Here is a 19,868-nt window from a genome sequence, read left to right on the forward strand (position 1 = left end):
TGATCCTACTGCAATACGAAGTTAGTGAAGAGCGCCTGCTCGACCACGACTTTGCCGAGCTCCTTCTGGGCCACTTCCTGCACGCTGGCCGTGACCTTCTGGCGCAGCATTTCCTGGCCCACCGGGGTGGCGAGTGTGTCGAAGCTCTGGCTGGAGAACAGCATGACGAGGTTGTTGCGGATCACGGGCATGTGCACCTTGAGGGCGTCCAGGTCCGCAGCGTTACGCGCCAGCAAGGTGATGCTCACCTGCAGGTAGCGTTGACGACCGTTCTGATTGAAGTTGGCGACAAAGGCCGGAAGCATCGGCTCGAAGATTGCCGGTTGCTTGACGTTAGTGGCGGTTTCGGCGGCGGGTGCCGGCTTGCTGGCACTGCTGTGCATGATGTACCAGGTGCCACCCACCGAGGCGCCGATAGCCAGGAGCAAGCCCAGGACTATCAACAGGATAAGCTTGAGCTTGCCTTTGCCTGCGGGTGCTTTTGCTGCGTCGTCGCTCTTCGCCATGCCAATAATCCGTCACTATTCGGGAATTCATAGATCTACGGAAAGGCAAGAGCAAGTGTTATGCCAGAGTTGTCTGGTCATTTGGGAAGAGAGGACACCAAAAATCAAATGTGGGAGGGGGCTCGCCCCCGATAGCGGTGTATCAGTCACCCATGTTTCAGCTGACACCCCCTCATCGGGGGCAAGCCCCCTCCCACATTTCGTCCGGATCAGGCGTAGTAGTCGACGGCACTGGAGCCGATCACGGTAGATGTTACCGGCGTCACGGCTTCAGCCACATCAATGGAGTTGCCGCTGTCGCCGTTATCGCCACCGCGCCCGCCGCTACCGCCCACGCCGCGGGTCTGGGCCTGTTGTTGCTGCTGTTCCTGGCCACGGGACTGGTCCGACACGTTGACGTCCACCTGGCCCATGCCCTGCTGGGCAAACATCTCCCGCAAGCGGCCGGACTGGCTTTCCAGCGCTTCACGTACCACCGGGTGGGCGCTCATGAAGTTGACCTGGGCCTGTTGGTCGGCGGTCATGTTGACCTTGATATCCAGGCGACCGAGCTCAGCGGGTTGCAACTGGATCTCCGCCGACTTCAGGTTGGCGCTGGACAGGTACATCACCCGGTTGACGATTTCGTCGGTCCAGCCACTCTGGTGCATGGCCAATGGCGCATTGGTCACCGGTGGCAAGGCGTTGGCGGTTTTCGGCGTGGCCGCCTGGGTCAACGCGGCGAGGCGGTTGGCGAAGTCATCGACACGGGTGTCGCTGCTGGCGTTCTTCAGGTCTTTGAGACCGTCTTCGATCAACCCGCTGAAGGCCTTGTCGCCGCCCTGGTCGGTGCTGTCCTTGGTGGCTTGCTGGTCGACCATATTGGCCAGGCCGGCGGCGAAATTCTGTGCGGCGGTGGGTTGATCCTGAGTCGGTGCCGGAGCGGTTTTTACCTGCGCCTGGCTGCTGGCCGATACGTGACCGCCCTGCTCCATCGCCAGGCGTACGGCTGGCATGGCATCCAGGGGGTCTGCTTCAGGATCGAAGGCCGGCTTGGCCTCCTCGGTCGTGGCGACCGGCGCCGCAACCACTGGCTGGGCCTTGTCATCCTTGGCGGTGGTAACGGGTGCGGGTGTTTCAACCGGCACCGGCACGGCGACCTGGGTGACGGTGGCAATCAATGCCGGGTCGACCACCGGGTCAGCCGGAGGTTGCTGCACCAGGGTCGGGTCGGCTGACGCGTCGTCATCCTTGCTGGCGCTGTCGTCGGTTTTGGCCGGCGGCGTGGCAGGCAAGGTATTGCCGCTATCGGCAACGGCTGGCGTGCTGGCGGCAGGCTTGTCGCTGCCCGCTGCAGGCTTGGCGCTGGCATCGGACGACTTGCCTGCGGTGGGTTTTGCCGAGCTGTCGTCGGTTTTGACCGAAGGTTTGGACGCCTGGCTGGCAAACACTTGAGCGAAGCCAGGGCCCTTGTCCCGTGGGTCCGCAGCCGCTGCCGGTGGGTTGGCAGAGGGCGCTTGAGGCTTGGCCGCGGGGGCAGCCTGAAGGAGCGAATTGGGGGCGACTGGCATAGGTAAAGGTCTCCACTGCATGGGGGTCGAGGATGCAGTATCTGGAGGTAGAGCAAGAGTTGGGCCAGGTTTTGGGTTTTGTGTGTATATCCATTATTTGGGTAACGGCGGCTTATGGTTCCGCCCTTACGGCGGGTCACTTTTGAAAAGAGCCCAAAAGTAACCAAAAGGCTCTTGCCCCAACACTCGGCACCTCGCTTAGGCTCGGTGTGCCCGTAATTCGACAGTGATTTGGGGGGCCGCCGCCACGCGCCATCCATGGCGCGGGGCGGCTAAACCGGCATCCCTGCCGATTTACCCCCCAAATCCCAGCCGAATTCCGGCCAGCGTGTTTGACGGGGCGCCTAAGATCAAAATCAAAAGCAGATCAAGAGCCAGAGCCAGAGCAAACCACCCTTCAACTGATACATGAAGATCAAACTGTGGGAGGGGGCTTGCCCCCGATGGCGGTGTGTCAGCCAACTCATCAGTGACTGACCCACTGCCATCGGGGGCAAGCCCCCTCCCACACTTTGACCGAGTACCGGCCATACAATCCGGTCGGCTCTAAGGCCGCCGCGCTCTTGCTTTTGATCTGGGATCGCCCCGTCAAACACGCTGGCCGAACGCAGGCTTGAATCCGTGGGCAACCCGGCAGGACGCCGGGTTAGCCGCACTGGGCCATGGATGGCCCATTGCGGCGGCCCACGGATTCAAGCCGGAGTGAGGGAACACCGAGCCTAGGCGAGGTGCCGAGTGTTGGGGCGAAGGCCTTTTGGTTACTTTTGGGCCTTTCCAAAAGTGACCCGCCGTAAGGGCGGAACCATAAGCCGCCGTTACATAAAAAACGGATATGTACTCAATCAAACCTGAAACCGCTGCCGCTCCGACTCATACAGCGGCCTCACCAACGCAAACTCATGATCAATCTGATCCACCAACGAGCCAAGATCCGCATTGGACTCAACCGACTCAACCTCCAACCGTTGACACAACTGCGCCAACCGCACCGCCCCCAGGTTTCCACTGCTCCCCTTGAAACTATGCGCGATCCGCCCCAACGCCTTCGCATCATCCCTGGCCTTGCGCAGCGCTTCGACGCGTTTCTGGGAGTCATCGAGAAAGGTATCAAGCAGCTTGGGATACTCGCCTTCCATGACTTCCTGCAAACCCGACAACACCTCCGGATCCAGATGTAGATCAACCACTTGCTCGCTCCTTGATCAAGAATCGGCGGATTATGCCAGAGCCTCCCAGGAAAACTCCACGCAGACACTGCGCCCGCCGTCCGACCAGCGTACATCGCTGCTCAATTGGCGCACCAGGCTCAAGCCCCGGCCAGACAGACGGTCGATATCCAACGGCCGAGCCAGCACCTGTTCCACATCGAAACCGGGGCCGCTGTCCTCGACGCGCAGGGTCATCCTGCCACCCGCCTCCGCCGGTACCACCTGCACATGCACCCGTATATAGCCGCTGTTGAGTTGTGCCAGGCGCTCATTACGCAGACGGTAATACTCGGCAAACCCCCGGGCGTCATGCTTGAGGCGTGAATCCAGGCCCAGCACGCCATGCTCCAGCGCATTGGAATACAGCTCCGCCATCACGCTGTACAGCGCCCCGCTCTGCTCGCGCAGGCCGTGGATCTCCAGCAGCAGTTGCAGCAGGTAGGGCAATGGGTTGTAACGCTTCAACGTTTCGGCACGGAATTCGAAACTCACCGACCAATCCAACGGACACGACTGCCCGCTGTCCGCATACAACGGCCCGGAGGCACGCAGTTGCTGGCCAGGCTGCAAGGTGATTTCCACCATGCTCACGTCATCGCGCACTTCACCGCGAAACGCCGCCAGTGCCTGTTCTATATCTTCAAATAAACGATCAGGCTCGCGATTGGCGGCAAACACCTGCTGTAAACGTTCGGCGCCGAACAGTTGGTCGTTGGCATCTGCGGTATCCAGCACCCCATCGGACAACAGGAACACCCGATCACCCAGGGCCATGGGCCAGACTTCAGTGCGATCATCAAAGACCTCAGCCGACAGCACCCCTAACGGCAAATGCCGCGATTCCAGTGGCGTGCGTTTACCCGTGGCGATTTCATGCACATAGCCTTCGGGCATGCCGCCGTTCCACACCTCCACCACCCGTCGCTGGGTGCTCAGGCACAACAGGGTGGCGCAGCAGAACATGTCCACCGGCAGAATACGCTTGAGCTTGGCGTTCATCTCGCGCAGGGTCTGTGCCAGGCCGTAGCCCTTGGCGGTCATGCCGTAGAACACTTCTGCCAGGGGCATGGCCCCCACCGCCGCCGGCAGGCCATGCCCGGTGAAGTCGCCGAGCAGCACATGCATATCGCCGGACGGGGTGTAGGCGGCCAACAGCAAATCACCGTTGAACAACGCATAGGGCGATTGCAGGTAGCGGATATTCGGCGCGGCGTTGATACAGCCGGAATGGGCAACCTTGTCGAACACTGCCTTGGCCACCCGTTGCTCGTGCAGAAGGTAGTCGTGATGCTTGGCAATCAGGTCGCGCTGCTGCAAAACCGTCGCCTGCAACCGACGCAGGCGGTCCATGGCATTGATCTTCGCCGCGAGAATCAGCTGGTTATAGGGCTTGGGCAGGAAGTCATCGCCGCCAGCATCCAGGCACTGGGCCAGCGCCTCGCTCTCGCGCAGGGACGTGAGGAAAATCAGCGGCACCAGCTCCTCACCCGCCAATTGCTTGATCCGGCGCGCCGCCTCAAAGCCGTCCATCACCGGCATCAGCGCATCCATCAACACCAGCTGCGGGCGCTCACGGGTAAACACCGCGACCGCTTCAGCACCGTTGGTGGCCGTGAGCACCTGGTGGCCCTGGCGCCGGATGATGGTCGACAGCAACAGCAGGTCGGCGGCGCTGTCTTCGGCGATCAGGATTGTCAGCGGCTCAAGGACCGGGGCCAGGACGCTCAACTGATGTCGAACAGTTTGTCGAAGTTGGAGATACCGAGGATCTTGCGCACATCCGAATTGCTGTTGATCACCCGGATATCGGCGTCATCGCCGGCATGATCGCGCAGCAGCAACAGCATGCCGAGGGCGGAGCTGTCGAGGTAGGTCGTCTCTTTCAAATCCACGACGTAGGTAGTGGGCACCTTGTAGAAACGCTCGTAGGCGTCACGAAACGCTTGATGGCTGCCGAAATCAAACCGGCCCTTGACCGCGATCGTCAACTTATTCCCATCCAGGGATACTTCTGACTCGACTGACATGTGACTGCTTCCTTGTCATTGGCAATGACACAAGGTTTAGCAGGTGCCGGGGATGTGGGCAACTTTCAATACACGTCTTTGCGCGGCATGCGCTGCGAAAGCTCATCCAGCAACTTCTGCTCGCGCTTGTCTTCAAGCGCCCGCGCTTCATCGATATAGCGTTGCACCAGCTTGCGCAAACCTTCGACCCGGGCAAACGCAGCCTGCCAACTCTCACGCGCCTTATCGAGGTTGTTCTGGTGCCAGGCCAGGCTTTGGCGCTGCTGACCGACGGCGGTTTCCAACTGGTTGAGAAAGCCCTGGTAACCCATCAGCCATTGGCCGGACACGCCCTTGCTGCCGCGTTCGATCCATTGCTGCTGGTACTCGCCGCGAAAGCGCTCCAGGTCACCCAGCTTGCTTTCCGCCAAGCGCACTTGCCCCTGGAAGTAACCCAGGCGCTGCACGGCGGTTTTCTCGGCCTTTTCGGCCATGTCCACCACCGGAGCCAGGCGCGCGGCGCGGCTGTTGGCCATGGCTTAGCCGCCTGGCGCCGGGGCGAAGATCGACTGCAGATGCGCTTCGCTTTCGCCCATGCTGATCTTGTCGTTGAGACCCTGGCGCAAGTAGGTGACCAATTGCGGTTGCAGGGCAATCGCCAAGTCGGTGTCGCGATCACCGCCCGCCACGTAGGCGCCGACGCTGATCAGATCGCGGCTCTGCTGGTAGCGCGACCACAGCTGCTTGAACTGTTGCGCACGGGCCATGTGTTCCGGCGTGACCACCGCCGGCATCACCCGACTGATGGACGCTTCGATGTCGATGGCCGGGTAGTGCCCTTCTTCGGCCAGGCGCCGTGACAGCACGATGTGGCCGTCGAGCACGCCCCGCGCCGAGTCGGCAATCGGGTCCTGCTGGTCATCGCCTTCGGACAATACGGTGTAGAACGCGGTGATCGAGCCACCACCGGCCTCGGCGTTACCGGCACGCTCCACCAACTTGGGCAGTTTGGCGAATACCGACGGCGGGTAACCCTTGGTCGCCGGCGGTTCGCCGATGGCCAGGGCGATTTCCCGCTGGGCCTGGGCGAAACGCGTGAGCGAATCCATCAGCAACAGGACGTTCTTGCCCTTGTCACGGAAGTATTCGGCGATGCGCGTGCAGTACATGGCGGCGCGCAACCGCATCAGCGGCGCATCGTCGGCTGGAGAGGCAACCACCACCGAGCGCTTGAGGCCTTCTTCACCGAGGCTGTGCTCGATGAATTCCTTCACCTCGCGGCCCCGCTCGCCGATCAGCCCGACCACGATGATGTCGGCCTCGGTAAAGCGCGTCATCATGCCCAGCAACACCGACTTACCCACGCCGGTACCGGCGAACAGGCCCAGACGTTGGCCACGGCCGACCGTCAATAATCCGTTGATGCTGCGAATGCCCACGTCCAGCGGCACGCTGATGGGGTTGCGATTGAGCGGGTTGATGGTGGGGCCGTCCATCGGCACCCAGTCTTCGGCCTTCATGCCGCCCTTGCCGTCCAGCGCGCGCCCGGCGCCATCGAGTACGCGGCCGAGCATGCCCATGCCCATCGGCAGACGGCCGGTGTCGGCCAAGGGCACCACGCGGGCGCCGGGGGCAATGCCTGCCAGGCTGCCCACGGGCATCAGGAAAATCTTGCTGCCGGAAAAGCCCATCACTTCGGCTTCGACCTGCACCGGGTGGTAGCTGTCGTCGTTGATCACCATGCAGCGGCTGCCCATGGCAGCCCGCAGGCCTTCAGCTTCGAGGGTCAGGCCGACCATGCGCAGCAGGCGCCCTTCGAGGATCGGCTGGCCGGGTAACTCCGTGGCCTCGGCGTAACCGCCCAGGCGCTTGGCGAAGCTGGTGCGGTCAAGGCGCATCGACGGCGTCCAGGTCCACGCTCAGATCAGGCTCGGCCGGGTGCAGGGCCTGTTCGTGGAGCTGATCAAAGAGCTTGGCCATGATCTGGCTGATGCGGGTCTCCACCGTGGCATCGATGCGGCTGTGTTCGGTTTCGACCCGGCAACCGCCGGGCTGCAACGCCGCGTCTTCGACGATTCGCCAGGTTTCTTCATGGCGCTCGCGCAGGGCCTTGACCTGTTCGAAATCCTGCGGGTTGATGTACAGCCGCACGTTACCGACGCCCAGGGGCAGCAGCTTGAGGGCTTCGCGCATCACACTTTCGATATGGCTGGAATCCAGCACCAATTCGCGCTGGATCACCTGGCGGGCGATGTGCTGCACCAGGCCGACCATGGCTTTTTCGATCTGCGAATCCTGCTCGGCGATGGGGTCGAACAGCGTGCCCATCAAACGCTCCAGACTGGCCAGCTTGACGCTCAGCGCCTCTTCGGCCTCCTGGCGCACCTTGAGGGTGGTGCTGCGAAAACCGTCTTTTTCACCCGCCGCGAAGCCTTCGTTGTAGGCCTCCTGGCGAATGGCTTCCAGTTCTTCCAGGGTCAGTGGCTGGACTTCATCCAGCGGCACTTCTTCCATCTCCACCGGAGGTTCTTCGACCGGCTCCGGCTCGGGCTCCGGCACATGCGGGTCGAAGCTGGGCAACGACCAGATGTCGAACCCACCGACGTCCCGTGCGCGAATCAGATCGCTGGGCGCCTCATCTTTGTTCGACATGGGAAGCGCCTTAGATCATTTCTTCGCCGCCCTTCCCGCCGAGAACGATTTCTCCGGCTTCGGCCATACGGCGGGCAATGGTGAGGATTTCTTTCTGCGCGGTTTCCACATCGCTGACGCGTACCGGGCCCTTGGCTTCCAGGTCGTCGCGCAACAGTTCCGAGGCGCGCTTGGACATGTTCTTGAAGATCTTCTCTTTGACGTTCTCGTCCGAGCCCTTGAGGGCCAGCACCAGCACGTCCGAGGACACTTCGCGCAGCAACGCCTGGATGCCACGGTCGTCGACATCGGAGAGGTTGTTGAACACGAACATGAGGTCTTCGATCTGGCCGGACAGGGTGTCGTCGATCTCGCGGATCGAGTCCATCAACTGGCCTTCGACCGAGCTGTCGAGGAAGTTCATGATGTCCGCCGCACGCTTGATACCCCCCAGGGTGGTGCGCGAGGCATTCGAGTTGCCGGAGAACTGCTTCTCCAGAATCGTGTTGAGTTCTTTCAGCGCCGCCGGCTGCACGGTGTTCAGCGACGACACGCGCAGGATGATGTCCAGGCGCACTTTGTGGTCGAAGTGACCGAGCACTTCACCGGCCTGGTCGGGGTCGAGATACGCCACCACGATCGCCTGGATCTGCGGGTGTTCGTAGCGGATCACGTCGGCGACGGCACGCGGCTCCATCCATTTCAGGCTGTCGAGGCCGCTGGTATTGCCACCCAGCAGGATGCGGTCGATCAGGCCGTTGGCCTTGTCTTCGCCCAGGGCCGAGGTGAGCATCTTGCGGATGTAGCTGTCGGAGCCGACGCCCAGGCTGGTCTGGTCGCCGACGATCTCGACGAACTCGCTCATCACCTGCTCGACTTGCTCGCGGTGCACGTTGCGCATCTGCGCCATGGCCACGCCCACTCGCTGGACCTCTTTGGGCCCCATGTGGCGCAGCACTTGGGCGGCGTCGGTTTCACCGAGGGACAGCAGCAGGACTGCGGCTTTGTCGACCTTGGTGAGCTTGGCAACAGCGGCTCGATTATCACTCATCTGCGTTGATCCACTCTTTCACGACCTGGGCCACACGGCCCGGGTCTTCTGCCACCAGACTCTTGATTGCATTCAGCTGAGCGTCATAGCCTTCGCTCGGGCTTGGCAACAGGATACTTTGCGGGCCGCCGAGACTGACGCGGTCGTTGGGCAGTTCGCCGTCCAGGCCGCCCATGCCACCCAACTCGACGTCGCTGCCACCGAAGGCGGCCAGTTGTTTCTTGCCGTTGCCGGTGATGTTGTTGAGCACCGGGCGCAGCACGCCGAACACCAGCACCAGGATGAACAACACACCCAGCACTTGCTTGACGATGTCCCAGAACCACGGCTGCGTGTAGAACGCAGGGTCAGCGATCACTTCGCCACGCTCGGCGGAGAACGGCATGTTGATCACGCTGACGCTGTCACCGCGGCTGGCGTCAAAACCGACAGCGTCCTGCACCAGGCGCGTGAAGCGTGCCAATTCATCGGCGCTCCACGGGGCACGGGTAACGGCGCCGTCGGCGGCATTGACCTTGACCTGGTCATCCACCACCACCGACACCGACAGGCGATTGACGCGGCCTTGTTGCTGCTTGGTGTGGCTGATGGAACGGTCGAGTTCGAAGTTCTTGGTCGACTGGTTACGCTTGTCCGCCGGGTACGGCGCGAGCATCGGCTGGCCGGTGGCCGGGTCCATGATCTGCTGGCCATTGGCGTCCAGCAGTGGCTGGCCTGGCTGGATGGCGCCAGCGCTGGCCGTCGCGCCGCCGGTGGTTTGCGGGGCCGAGGCCGGGGCCGGTGGCTGGTTGCTCAGGGCACCCGGTACGCCTTGCGGCGGGCCATTGGCAGCGGTGCGTTGTTCGCTGGTGGACTGCTCGCTGCGCAGCGCCGGCTGGTCCGGGTTGAACTGCTCGGAGGTCGACTCGACGGCGCTGAAGTCCACGTCGGCGGACACTTCAGCCTTGTAGCGGTCGTTGCCCAACACCGGTTGCAGGATGTTGTGTACCCGCTGTGTCAGCATGCTTTCAACGCGGCGACTGTAGTCGAACTGCTTGCCGGCCTGGGTCAGCGCGGAGTTTTCCGCCTGGTCGGACAGCAGGTTGCCCTTCTGGTCGACCACAGTGATCTGCGACTTGCTCAGTTCAGGCACGCTGGTGGCGACCAGGTTGACGATGGCCAGCACCTGGCCTGGCTCCAGGGAGCGACCAGAGAACAGCTCCACCAATACCGAAGCGCTGGGCTTGCGCTCATCGCGCACAAACACCGAGCTTTTCGGAATGGCCAGGTGCACGCGGGCGCCCTTGACGTTGTTCAGGCTGGAGATGGTGCGTGCCAGTTCGCCTTCCAGGCCACGACGGTAGCGGGTGGCTTCCATGAACTGGCTGGTGCCGAGGCCCTGGTCCTTGTCGAGGATTTCAAATCCGATATTGGCGTCGGACGGGGTGACGCCGGCCGCCGCGAGTTTCATGCGCGCACGGGCCACATCGTCGGCCTTGACCAGCAGCGCCCCGGAGTTGGGCTCCACGGTATAGGCGATGTCGGCGGCGGCCAGGGTTTCCATGATCTGCTTGGAATCCATGCCCGCCAGGCTGCCGTACAGCGGCCGGTAATCTGGTTGCTGCGACCACAGCACCACGGCAAAACCAATCGCCACGCTCGCGGCCAGGCCGACCATCAGGCCCACCTGACGCAACATGGTCATTTCGGAAAGGTTTTCCAGGAACGACAGGCCAAACAGCGGCGGCTTGCCGTCTGCCTTGGCGGGTGCGTTGTCCACGACTGCTTCTGCCATGACTTAAATCTCGTCCTTAAACCGGCATCTGCATGATGTCTTGGTAAGCCTGAACCAGCTTGTTACGCACCTGGGTCAACGCCTGGAACGACACGCTGGCCTTTTGCGAGGCAACCATCACATCGGTGAGGTCCACGCCGCTTTTGCCGATCTCGAACGCGTTGGCCAATTGGCTGGAGGCTTGCTGGGTATCACTGACTTTGTTGATGGCCTGGCCGAGCATGTCGGCGAAGCTGCTTTGGCCCAATTCCGGCGCAGGCGCGACGGATTTCGGTTGAGCCATGGCATCCATTTGCATGGAGCGCATATCCAACATCAACCGATTGAACTCAATACCCTGGCTCATGAACTTCTCTCTCCGACAACCCGCATATTTTTTGACGCTACGCCGCAATTACTAGGTGAAGTAGCAACAAGGGTGCCAGCTCTGGTTCAACTCGTAAGAAAAGGCGACAAACCTTGTCCGCCTTGTTACCGATTATGTGGCGAACAGATATGCCTCGACGTCCATGCCGGCGTCACGCATCTGCGCCAGCTTGTAGCGCAAGGTGCGCGGGCTGATCCCCAGGCGTTCGGCGGCCTCTTTGCGGCGGCCGCGCTCGGCGCGCAGGGTGTCGATGATCATCTGGAATTCGCGGCGACGCAGGTCGTCGCCCAAGGCACCGGCGGTTTCGGCTTCGACCACCACGGGCGCAGGCGCCAGGGTCGGCAGCGGCGCAATCCCGCTGCCCATGGCCAGGCAGAAATCCTGGGGCTGGATCAGGCCGCCCTGTTGTAGGATCAACGCACGCTGGATGGCGTTGTCCAACTCCCGCACATTGCCCGGCCATGGATAGGCGACCAGGCAGGCCTGGGCCTCGGCCGACAGGCGCGCCTGGGCATGCTTCATTTTTTTGACGTGGTTACCCAGCAGGCGCTCGGCCAGTGGAATGATGTCCGCCGGGCGCTCGCGCAACGGGCGCCAGGCCAGGGGAAAGACCGAGAGACGGTAGAACAGGTCTTCACGGAAGCGCCCCGCCGCCACTTCGCCCGCCAGGTCACGGTTGGTAGTGGCGACCACGCGGATATCCAGCTGGATCGGCTTGCGTGCGCCGACGCGCTCTACTTCGCGCTCTTGCAGCACCCGCAGCAACTTGGCTTGCAGACCCAGGGGCATTTCCGAAATTTCATCGAGCAAAATCGTGCCGCCATCCGCCTGCTCGAACTTGCCCGCCTGGGCCGCGATGGCGCCGGTGAACGAGCCTTTTTCGTGGCCGAACAGCGTGGCTTCGAGCATGTTGTCGGGGATCGCGGCGCAGTTGATGGCGATAAACGGCTGCTTGGCGCGGGTCGATTGCTGGTGGATGTAGCGGGCCAGCACCTCCTTGCCGGTGCCGGACTCGCCGGAAATCAGCACAGTGGAATCACTGCGCGCCACGCGGGCAGCCAGCTCCAGCAATTGTGCGCTGGCCGGTTCGAAGGCAATCGGACCTTCGCCGTCGCTGGCCGGAATCACGCCCAGGGCATGCCGCGCGACCAGTTCGATCAAGGCCTTGGGTTCGAACGGTTTGACCAGGTAATCCGCCGCACCCTGGCGCATCGCGTCGACCGCACGTTCCACAGCGCCGTGGGCGGTCATCAGCAACACCGGCAACTGTGGCTGACGCGCGCGCAGCACACCGAGCAACTGGTGGCCGTCCATGCCCGGCATGTTCACGTCGCTCACCACCAGGCTGAAGGACTCTTGCTCCACTGCCTCCAAGGCGTCCTCGGCAGAACCGACCGCCCGGTAGTCATGGCCCGCCAACAGCAGCGTGTCGGCCAATGCTTCACGCAGCGCGCGATCGTCTTCCACCAACAGAACCTTGATAGCCATAACCGTTTACTCCGTGCTTGCCGCGCATGAAAACAGCGGCAAGGTCATCAATGCACAGGTGCCACGCCCGACACGGGAATGCAGCTGCAATTCTCCCTGATGGGCACGCGCCACCGCCTTGACCACGGTCAGGCCCAGCCCGGTACCGTTCGTCTTGGTGGTGAAAAAAGGTTCGCCCAGGCGCTGCAATACGGCAGGCTCGATACCGCTGCCGCTGTCGCTGATGCACAGGCGCAGGGTTTGCTCGCGGCTGTACAGGTGCACCTTGAGCCGCGCACCAGGGCCGCTGGCCTGGGTGGCGTTTTCGATCAGGTTGAGCAGCGAACCGACAAGGGTGTCACGGTTGCACAGCAGTTCGCCAAGATGGCTGTCGCACTGCCAACGCACTTGCACGTCTTGAATGTGGGTGGCAGCCGCCGCTTGCAGCGCCTGCATCAACTCGGTAGGCGTGATGCGGTCGGTCAGCGGCAATTCACCACGGGCAAACACCAGCATGTCGCGCACCTGATGCTCCAACTCGTGCAGGCGCTCCTTGAGGCGCCCGGCAAAACGCTGATGGGTGGCCGCAGGCAGTTGTTCATCAGTCAAATGACTGGCGTAGATCAACGCCGCCGACAACGGCGTGCGGATCTGATGCGCCAGAGAAGCGACCATGCGCCCCAGCGAGGACAAACGCTCGTGGCGCGCCAACTGGTCTTGCAGGTGACGGGTTTCAGTCAGGTCGTTGAGTAGCACAAGCTGGCCCGGCTCCGCGTCCAGGGCGCGCGTGGCAATGGACAAACGGCGGCCGTCCTTGAGGGAGATTTCATGGCCGTCGTCTTCACGCGGCGCAAAGCAGCGGGTGATCACGTGACGCCACAGCTCGCCTTCCAGGGGCAGGCCAAGCATGTCGCAGGCCGCCGGGTTGGCTTCGCGCACGCGGCCTTCTTCGTCGATGACGATCACGCCCCCGGGCAACAGCGACAGCAGGTTTTGCAGACGGTTGGCCAGGCGCTCCTTCTCGGCCAATTCTTCCATGCGCTGGGCACTGACCACCGCCAACTCGCCCTTGAGCTCCGAAACACGGGCCTCGAGCAGGCTGTAGGAATCGGTCAATTGGCTGGACATCTGGTTGAACAGCGAAAACGCCTGCTCCAGGCCCTGGCGGCTTTGCTGTTCTACAGAGGGAACGAGCCCCGGGATGGCGGGGCTGGAAGAATGTTGGGCGGCGTGGGGCATCATGCTCTCTCGCTTGGCTGACCGTCAGTTAAACGGAACGTTGCGAGGGCTGTAGCAATACCCGTGCCGAAAAAAAACCGCTGATTAATCAGCGGTTTGTATTTTAGGCGTCAATCATCCGCCTGTTCGTCACCTTCTTTGCGGCTCATACCGTACTTGCGCATCTTCTCCACCAGGGTGGTTCGACGGATGCGCAGGCGCTCGGCGGCACGAGCGACGATGCCGTTGGCGTCGTCCAGGGCCTGCTGGATCAGGCCTTGTTCCAGGTTGCCGAGGTAGTCCTTCAAGTCCAGGCCTTCGGGCGGCAGCATCGCAGTGGAGCCGAAGTCCGGGGTATGGCCGTTGATGGCCACCCGTTCTTCCAGATCGCTGCGCAGGCTGTCGACCAATTGCTCGTCTTCGTCGTCGACGTAGCGGAATTTCTTCGGCAGCTCGACCACGCCGATCACACCGTAGGGGTGCATGATCGCCATGCGCTCCACCAGGTTGGCCAGCTCGCGGACGTTGCCCGGCCAGCCGTGGCGGCACAGGGACATGATCGCGGCGGAATTGAAACGGATCGAACCGCGCTTTTCGTGCTCCATGCGCGAGATCAGTTCATTCATCAGCAGCGGGATGTCTTCCACGCGCTCGCGCAGCGGGGCCATCTCGATCGGGAATACGTTGAGGCGGTAGTACAGGTCTTCGCGGAAGCTGCCGACCTCGATCATGCTCTCGAGGTTCTTGTGGGTGGCCGCGATGATGCGCACGTCGACGCTCTGGGTCTTGTTGCTGCCCACACGCTCGAAGGTGCGCTCCTGCAACACGCGCAGCAGCTTGACCTGCATCGGCAGCGGCATGTCGCCAATTTCGTCGAGGAACAGGGTGCCGCCGTTGGCCAGCTCGAAACGCCCGGCACGGCTGGTGATTGCCCCGGTAAAGGCGCCCTTCTCGTGGCCGAACAATTCACTTTCGAGTAGCTCTGCCGGGATCGCACCGCAGTTGACCGGCACAAATGGCCCGTCGCGGCGCTTGGAGTGATAGTGCAAGTTGCGCGCGACCACTTCCTTGCCGGTACCCGACTCGCCGAGGATCAACACGCTGGCGTCGGTATCGGCAACCTGCTGCATCATCTGGCGCACGTGCTGGATGGCACGGCTGGTGCCAACCAGGCTGCGGAACAGGTTGGGTTCGCGATGGCGACCGCGCTCGCGGGCCTGGTCGTACATCTCGCGATAGACCTGGGCACGGTGCAGGGAGTCGAGCAATTTGCTGTAGCTGGGCGGCATTTCCAGGGTGGAAAGCACGCGGCGGCGCTGGTCTTCCGGCAGGTCGACAGAAGAAATATCGCCCATCAGCAACACGGGAAGGAACTCATCCCAAGTAGACAGTGTCTTTAACAAGCCCAAAACAGCGCCAGGAGCGTTTACCGTCCCGATCAGCACACAAATGACTTCACGGCTCGATGACAATGAGCTGACCGCCTGCTGCCAATCATGGCTACCGCAGGGCAGATTTTCTTCGCCAAGAAAATTCAAAATCACCGCTAAATCGCGGCGGCGGACGCTATCGTCATCAATCAGCAGAATTTTGGTTTCACGCCACATGCAATAGCAACTTCCCTAGTAAAACTTCCTGCCCCGGAGTGAGGGCAATCGAGACGCCTGTACGACTTTGTACCCTACTAGACGTCTGAAATCTGAAAACAGCACTAGTTAAGTCAAAAATGCTGGCACAGTCAAATATATGACGCACCCATCGGACCAACTGAGGCTATTCAACCGAACAGATGGTAAACCTTTGACGCATTTTTCGCTTGGTTGATCTGCGACATCTCTTCGAAAATCGCCTGCCGCTCACCCGTCGTCACCTCGAGCAATTGCTGGTAAACCGCCAGCAGACTCTCAAGCTTTTCACGCAACGCATCCTCGTCTACCGGCGCTTCGCTGAGCACCTCGTCGATGACATGACGACAGCCCAGGTCCAGTTCGCCGATGGCGTCCCAGTTGCGCTCCGCCAGCGCGCCCATCAGCGCCTCACGGGTTTCATCAATGCGTTGCAATGCTTGGCTCATGACATGTTCCTCAAGGCCGCTTGGCCTTATTGCGCAGCGCCTTGTGGCGCGCCGATGGCATCCCAGCCTTCTTTCACGGTAATCAGCAAACGGGCGACTTCGTCGATCATGTCGGCGTCGTTGTGCAGATTGGCTTCCATCAAACGGTTGGTCATGTACACGTACAGACCTTCCAGTTGCTGAACGTATTCCTTGTTGTCGCTTTTTTCCGCGCTCAGGCCATCACGAAGCCCGATGAGGATGTCGGCGGCCTTGCCCAACATCAGGCCCTTCGCGGCGATATCACCACGCGCCAACGCACCTTTGGCCTGCGCCATGCGGTCGAGCCCGCCCTCCATCAGCATTTGCACCAGGCGGTGCGGGCTGGCTTCGGAGATCTGGGCATGGGAATTGACCTTCTGGTATTGGCGAAGGGCTCTCATGGGATTCATGTTTCTACCTCGTGACAGGCAACAGCGAGAAGGGTTGCAATAATCATTATGTCGACTGGGTCGCAAAAAACTTTAACCCGACGGCACCATGAAGAACAAAGCCCAGGTCAATGGACCTGGGCTTTTTCATCAGCCATCAATCAGCTGCTTTTCTGGGCGTTACTCAGCGCGCTGAGCGTACCCAGGATACTGCTGCTCTGCTGGCGCAGTTGCGCCACCAGCGTATCCATGGCGGTGTACTTGCGGGTCAAGGAGTCTTGCATGGTGGTGAGGCGTTCATCCAACGCAACTTGCTGCTTGTTGAGGTCTTTAAGGCTGTCGGACAACGACGTTGAACGCGTCGCCAGGATCCCGGTGGTGGCCTTGGCATAGCCATCGGTCGCCGCCGTCAGGCGCGCGAGCAGGCCGGTCTTGCCGCTGAAGATACTGTTGATGTCGGCGGCGTTGGTCAGCACAGCCTTGTCCCACTGCTTGGCGTCAATGCTCAGCGCACCGGTGTCGCGGTCAGTCGTCACACCGAATTGCGCCAGGGACTTCAAGGTGCCGTTGCCGGACAGGGCGTTGAACTCGTTGCGGATCGCCGCCTGCAAGGTGCGCATGGTCGAGTCGCCGGTCAAGGTGGCGGCGACGGAGTTACCGGCGGCATCCTTGGTCACCTTGGTCTCGGCGTTCATCGCCTTGAGCAGGGCGTTGTAGGTGTCGACGAAGCCCTTGACCCCGGACTTGAGGGCGGTGGTGCTGGTGCTGACGGAAATGGTCAAAGCATTGCGAGCCGTAGACGCGGTATCCGAAGGCGTGGTCAAGGGCGACACAGAGAGCAACTTGATACTTACACCACTCACTGCATCCGTGATGCTGTTGGTCTTGGACTCTGCAGCAATACCGTCAATGGTGTACTTGGCGTTCTTCGGCTCGCTGACCACTGTGTAACCGGTATCAATCCCCGAGTTGCCCGACATCGTCAGATCGGAACCAACACCAGCATTGGTGGAGGTCAGGATAAGACGCGAACCGTTGGAGTCGGTGAGGATGTTGGCACTCAGGCCTGCGGTGCCGAACTGCGAGTTGATCGAGTCACGCACCTGTTGCAGGGTCGCGCCGGCCGGCACCTTCAGGTCGAAGTTCTTGCCCGACTGGCTGATCGTCAGCGTCGTTGGGGTGGTGCCACTGTTCACGACCGTCGACTGGCCGCCAGTGAAGCTCTTGGTCGACAGCTTCGACGGCGTCGCCAACTGGTTGACGACCAGCGAGAAGCTACCGCTCGCCGCACCCTGGTTGGCCGTCATGGTGGCGACCTTCTCGTCCGAAGACGTACCGGTCAAGCCACTGAAGCTGTTATCGGTGCCCATGCTGGTCAGCGCACCGCGGAAGGCGTCCAGGGCTGCCTGGATCTTGCCGATGGACGACAGCTGGGTGGTTGCCTTTTGCGACTGGAGGTTGATCTGACCCTGTTTAGGCGCTCGCTCGGCATCCACCAGGGATTTCACAATCGCCTGAGTGTCGAAACCCGACCCCACGCCGGTAATCGTTGTACCCGCCATCATCTTTCTCCTGTTCCGGTGGCTGCCGTTATCTTGACGACTATCGCTTCAAGCTGTGACAGCAACAAGTTTCATGCCAGTTCACGCCTTGTCGTCAAACAACACATGACTGGCGCTGGCCAGACTCTGTGCCAGTTTCAAGGCCGTTTCCGAAGGAATCTGTCGGATCACTTCACCGGTGTCGGTGGCAATGACCTTGACCACAACCCTATGGGTGGAATCGTCAATGGAAAAGTCCAGATTGCGCTGGGCCGCTTGTACGAATTCTTTAATATCAGTGACCGCTTTTTCCAGGCTGTCCTTTTGGGACGTACCCGCGGTTGGCGCGGCCGCTTCAACCTTAGTCTTGTCTTTATCCGCAACCACAGGTGCCGGAGTGCCTTGAGGGGCCAGCGGCGGATAAGACAAGTTCAGTTTTACACTCATGTCCATGCCCAATCTCCTCTGATTGGAAAAGACGAAAGGGCACGTAAACGCGCCCTTCCGTCATTCACCACGCGTCGCTATTACTGAAGCAGCTTCAGTACAGCGGATGGCAGTTGGTTAGCCTGCGACAGGATCGCAGTGGAAGCCGACTGCAGGGTTTGCTGCTTGGTCAGTTCAGCGGCTTCGGAAGCGAAGTCGACGTCCTGGATGGTGGAACGAGCAGCGGTGCTGTTTTTCTGGATGTTGGACAGGTTGTCCACAGTGCTGGTCAGACGGTTCTGTACCGCACCCAGGCCCGAACGGGAGCTGGAGATGGTAGCGATAGCCTGGTCGATCACGGACACAGCGTTCTGGGCCTTGGTGGCGTCAGTCACGTCGGTTTGCGATACGGAGGTCTTGGTCGAAGCAGCCGAAGTAGCGGCACCGAAGACACCGGTCACACCAGCGCCTTCCAGGGAGTAACCCTTGGCGGAGTCCAGGTTCACTGCACCGGTAGCGATGATGCCGTCAGCCAGGGCGGTAGCAGTACCGTAGGTGCCCGAACCGTCTTTGGTGGCAACAGTGATGGTGCCGGCAGCGGTCGAAGCGCTGAAGGCCAGGTTTTCACCGGTGTCGGATTTAACCGACAGAGTGCCTTTGGACTCGTCGTAGTTAACGCTGATACCCAGTTTGGCGGAGTTCGACTTCAGTTGGTCAGCCAGGCTGGCAGTGTCTTTTACGCCAACGAACGTGGTGGCTTGGCCGCCAACGGTCATGGTGAACGAAGCTGGAGCGGTAGCAGCACCGGCGCCGACTACGAACTGAGCTTCAGTGCTGGCGGTAGCGCTCAGGCCACCGACGGCGCCGTTCAGCTGGGCAGCGATGGTTTTAGCGGAAGCAGCAGCAGCAACAGTGACGCTGCTAGTCTGGCCGTTACCGGTCACTGCGATTGCGCCGCCAGCTACACCAGCACCTGGAGTGATGCCGATGCTCTTCACCTGCTGCGAACCGATATTGTTGGCAGCAACGTTATCCAAGGACAGGTTGATGGTTTCGTTAGCGTTGGCGCCAACCTGGATCGACTTGGTACCGTACGAACCGTCCAGCAGCTTCTGGCCACCGAAAGTAGTGGTCTGGGCGATACGGGTCAGTTCCGAAGTCAGGGCCTGGTATTCGTCGTTGTTCGACTTACGGTCGTCGGAGCTCAGGGAGCCGGTAGCCGAGGACAGAGCCAGGGTACGCATTTTTTGCAGAATGTCGGTCGAAGCCTGCATTGCGCCTTCAGCGGTCTGCGCGATGGAGATACCATCGTTGGCGTTCTTTACAGCTTGACCCAGGCCGTTGATCTGGCTGGTCATACGGCTGGCGATACCCAGGCCGGCGGCGTCGTCTTTAGCGCTGTTGATACGCAGGCCGGAAGACAGGCGCTGCATGGAAGTGGCCAGGGCGCCGCCAGCTTTGTTCAGGTTGCCCTGAGTAGTGATCGAAGCAATGTTGGTGTTTACTGTTAAAGCCATGACGAAATCCTCGTTGGATGGATACTGCGGCTTCCGGCCCTGGCAACCGCCGGGTGTGGCCTGAGAACCTACGTAATAGTTATCGTCGTGGTAGCCGGTTGCTTGAGGATTTTTTTCGATTT

19 protein-coding genes are annotated in these 19,868 nt (G+C 61.2%); all 19 read right to left on the reverse strand.

All coding sequences use genetic code 11. From position 1 onward, the window contains the following. Positions 1-5: 5 nt before the first annotated feature. The 19 genes from fliL to ACZ445_RS21775 all read right to left on the reverse strand — a co-directional run bounded on the left by fliL (position 6) and on the right by ACZ445_RS21775 (position 19,746). Complete coding sequence (fliL, locus tag ACZ445_RS21685) at positions 6-506, reverse strand: flagellar basal body-associated protein FliL (protein WP_058427233.1); 501 nt, start codon at positions 504-506, stop codon at positions 6-8. 209 nt (positions 507-715) lie between these two features. Then, positions 716-2,056, reverse strand: coding sequence for a flagellar hook-length control protein FliK (locus ACZ445_RS21690; RefSeq protein ID WP_464707547.1), 1,341 nt, complete (start codon positions 2,054-2,056; stop codon positions 716-718). Between the two features lie 842 nt (positions 2,057-2,898). After that, complete coding sequence (locus ACZ445_RS21695) at positions 2,899-3,243, reverse strand: Hpt domain-containing protein (RefSeq protein ID WP_058424907.1); 345 nt, start codon at positions 3,241-3,243, stop codon at positions 2,899-2,901. A 30-nt stretch (positions 3,244-3,273) separates the two neighbouring features. Further along, the gene (locus tag ACZ445_RS21700) at positions 3,274-4,992 is read right to left on the reverse strand and encodes an ATP-binding SpoIIE family protein phosphatase (RefSeq protein WP_058424908.1); all 1,719 of its coding nucleotides are present in this window, start codon (positions 4,990-4,992) and stop codon (positions 3,274-3,276) included. Continuing rightward, positions 4,989-5,291 (reverse strand): STAS domain-containing protein, encoded by a 303-nt coding sequence (locus tag ACZ445_RS21705; protein WP_058424909.1) that lies wholly within the window; start codon positions 5,289-5,291, stop codon positions 4,989-4,991. Before ACZ445_RS21705 ends, ACZ445_RS21700 begins: the two co-directional genes overlap by 4 nt. 65 nt (positions 5,292-5,356) lie before the next feature. After that, positions 5,357-5,806, reverse strand: coding sequence for a flagellar export protein FliJ (fliJ, locus tag ACZ445_RS21710; RefSeq protein ID WP_016975640.1), 450 nt, complete (start codon positions 5,804-5,806; stop codon positions 5,357-5,359). A gap of 3 nt (positions 5,807-5,809) precedes the next feature. Continuing rightward, positions 5,810-7,168, reverse strand: a complete 1,359-nt coding sequence (gene fliI / locus ACZ445_RS21715) for a flagellar protein export ATPase FliI (protein WP_122304794.1) — start codon at positions 7,166-7,168, stop codon at positions 5,810-5,812. After that, on the reverse strand, positions 7,158-7,922 hold the full coding sequence (gene fliH / locus ACZ445_RS21720) for a flagellar assembly protein FliH (RefSeq protein ID WP_058424910.1): 765 nt from the start codon (positions 7,920-7,922) through the stop codon (positions 7,158-7,160). Before fliH ends, fliI begins: the two co-directional genes overlap by 11 nt. 10 nt (positions 7,923-7,932) lie before the next feature. Continuing rightward, positions 7,933-8,952 (reverse strand): flagellar motor switch protein FliG, encoded by a 1,020-nt coding sequence (fliG, locus tag ACZ445_RS21725; RefSeq protein ID WP_010208743.1) that lies wholly within the window; start codon positions 8,950-8,952, stop codon positions 7,933-7,935. Further along, entirely contained in the window at positions 8,945-10,726 is a 1,782-nt protein-coding gene (fliF, locus tag ACZ445_RS21730; protein WP_310864085.1) for a flagellar basal-body MS-ring/collar protein FliF, read from the reverse strand. Before fliF ends, fliG begins: the two co-directional genes overlap by 8 nt. A gap of 16 nt (positions 10,727-10,742) precedes the next feature. After that, positions 10,743-11,072 carry a flagellar hook-basal body complex protein FliE gene (gene fliE / locus ACZ445_RS21735; RefSeq protein ID WP_015885194.1) on the reverse strand — a complete coding sequence of 110 codons (330 nt, stop codon included), beginning with the start codon at positions 11,070-11,072 and terminating at the stop codon, positions 10,743-10,745. Between the two features lie 132 nt (positions 11,073-11,204). After that, the gene (locus tag ACZ445_RS21740) at positions 11,205-12,581 is read right to left on the reverse strand and encodes a sigma-54-dependent transcriptional regulator (RefSeq protein ID WP_058424912.1); all 1,377 of its coding nucleotides are present in this window, start codon (positions 12,579-12,581) and stop codon (positions 11,205-11,207) included. Between the two features lie 6 nt (positions 12,582-12,587). Then, complete coding sequence (locus ACZ445_RS21745) at positions 12,588-13,799, reverse strand: sensor histidine kinase (protein WP_310864086.1); 1,212 nt, start codon at positions 13,797-13,799, stop codon at positions 12,588-12,590. Positions 13,800-13,909: 110 nt separating this feature from the next. Next, a complete protein-coding gene (locus tag ACZ445_RS21750) occupies positions 13,910-15,385 on the reverse strand; it encodes a sigma-54 dependent transcriptional regulator (protein ID WP_058424913.1) in 1,476 nt (491 codons plus the stop codon). 170 nt (positions 15,386-15,555) lie between these two features. Then, the gene (gene fliT / locus ACZ445_RS21755) at positions 15,556-15,852 is read right to left on the reverse strand and encodes a flagellar protein FliT (protein ID WP_058424914.1); all 297 of its coding nucleotides are present in this window, start codon (positions 15,850-15,852) and stop codon (positions 15,556-15,558) included. 26 nt (positions 15,853-15,878) lie between these two features. Continuing rightward, positions 15,879-16,283: a flagellar export chaperone FliS gene (gene fliS / locus ACZ445_RS21760; protein ID WP_058424915.1), complete on the reverse strand. Its 405-nt coding sequence runs from the start codon at positions 16,281-16,283 to the stop codon at positions 15,879-15,881. A 140-nt stretch (positions 16,284-16,423) separates the two neighbouring features. Next, a complete protein-coding gene (gene fliD / locus ACZ445_RS21765) occupies positions 16,424-17,824 on the reverse strand; it encodes a flagellar filament capping protein FliD (RefSeq protein ID WP_464704282.1) in 1,401 nt (466 codons plus the stop codon). Between the two features lie 81 nt (positions 17,825-17,905). After that, positions 17,906-18,256 (reverse strand): flagellar protein FlaG, encoded by a 351-nt coding sequence (locus ACZ445_RS21770; RefSeq protein ID WP_058424917.1) that lies wholly within the window; start codon positions 18,254-18,256, stop codon positions 17,906-17,908. A gap of 74 nt (positions 18,257-18,330) precedes the next feature. Further along, positions 18,331-19,746 carry a flagellin N-terminal helical domain-containing protein gene (locus tag ACZ445_RS21775; protein ID WP_058424962.1) on the reverse strand — a complete coding sequence of 472 codons (1,416 nt, stop codon included), beginning with the start codon at positions 19,744-19,746 and terminating at the stop codon, positions 18,331-18,333. Positions 19,747-19,868 lie beyond the last annotated feature (122 nt).

It is taken from the genome of Pseudomonas allii (genome assembly GCF_055380095.1).